Source organism: Methylobacterium sp. WL103, from assembly GCF_008039885.1.
GTDB lineage: Bacteria > Pseudomonadota > Alphaproteobacteria > Rhizobiales > Beijerinckiaceae > Methylobacterium > Methylobacterium cerastii.
In genome coordinates, this window is sequence record NZ_VRUX01000778.1 from 1 (window position 1) to 1,640 (window position 1,640).

Consider the following 1,640-nt stretch of genomic DNA (forward strand, 5'->3'; position numbering starts at 1 on the left):
GGAACGCGTAGGCCGCGACGAGCTCGCCGCGGCCTACGCGTTCCTGCGCACGATCGAGCATCGCCTGCAGATGCGGCGCGACGAGCAGACCCAGCGCCTGCCGCTCGACGGCGACGACCTCGCAGCCTTCGCGCGGTTCTGCGGCTTCGAGACCCGCGCCGCGTTCGAGGCGGCGCTCCTGCGCCATGCCGGCCGGGTGCAGGCGCATTACGTCCTGCTGTTCGAGACCGCGCCGAGCCTGTCGGCAGAGGTCGGCGACCTCGTCTTCAGCGGCAGCGAGGACGATCCCGCCACGCTGGCGACCTTGGCGGCCCTCGGCTTCACCGATCCGGCCCGTACCGTCGAGACCGTGCGCGGCTGGCATTTCGGGCGCCGGCCCGCGGTGCGGACCGCCCGCGCCCGCGCCGTGCTGACCGAGCTTCTGCCGAGCCTGCTCCAGGCGCTCGGCGGCACCGCGGAGCCGGATGCGGCGCTCAACACCCTCGACCACGCCTTCGCCCGGATGCCGGACGCGTCCGAGCTCCTGACGATCCTGCTGGCGCACGAACGCCTGCGCCTGCTGTTCTCCGACATCCTCGGCACCGCGCCGCGGCTGGCCGCTACCGTCGGGACCGGCCCGCACGTGCTCGACGCGGTGCTCGACCCGGACTTCGTCGCGCCGACGACCGATCCAGCCGCGGTCGCCGCGCAGTACGCGGCGCTGGTCGGCAGCCCGGCTGACCACGAGACCTTCCTCGACCGCAGCCGCGACGCCGCCCGGCAACTGCGCTTCGTCACCGGCGCGCGCCTGCTCTCGGGCATCCTGTCGGCGGCCCAGGCCGGCGAGGCCTATTCGACGATCGCCGAAGCTGCGGTCACTGCGAGCCTCGCAGCGGTCGAGCGCGTCTTCGCCGCGGAATACGGCGCCGTGCCGAAGGGGCGCTGCGCGATCCTCGCCGTCGGCCGCCTCGGCTCGCGTCAGCTCACGGCGGAGTCCGACCTCGACCTCGTGATCGTCTACGACTTCGACCCCGAGGACCGGACCACGACGGGACGGCGGGCGATCGACGCGGTGGTGGCCTACAACCGCCTCGCACAACGGCTCTACGCGGCGCTGACGGTCCAGACCCGCCGCGGTGGTCTCTACGCCGTGGACCTCCGCCTGCGGCCCGGCGGCGAGCACAGCCCGACGGCGGTGCAGGTCCGCGGCTTCCTTGCCTACCACCGGAGCGAGGCCGAGGTCTGGGAGCACATGGTGCTGACCCGGGCGCGGGTGATCGCGGGCGACCCGGGCCTCGGCGCCGAGATCGAAGCCGGTATCCGCGAGACGGTGGCGCAGGTCCGCGACGCCGGTGCGGTGTGCCGGGCGGCGCGGGACATGCGCGGGCTGGTCGCGCGCGAGAAGGGCCATCGCGGGCCGCTCGACCTCAAGATGGCGCCGGGCGCCCTGCTCGACCTCGAGTTCCTCGCCCAGGCCCTGGTGCTCGGCCATGCGCACGAGCAGCCGGCGCTCGTCGGCGCCACCGCCGACGCGGTGCTGGAGCAGGCCGGCGCGAGCGGAGTGCTTCCCGTCGACACCGCCGGGCGCCTCGCCGCCGCCTATCGCCTGTTCGATGCCGTGCATCACTGGCAGCGCCTCGTCGGCGCGGACGGGACGGCGC

At 74.5% G+C, this 1,640-nt stretch carries 1 pseudogene; it reads left to right on the plus strand.

Annotation, left to right across the window (positions count from 1 at the left end):
* A pseudogene (locus tag FV222_RS25320) lies at positions 1 to 1,640 on the plus strand (bifunctional [glutamine synthetase] adenylyltransferase/[glutamine synthetase]-adenylyl-L-tyrosine phosphorylase); the annotation flags it as partial.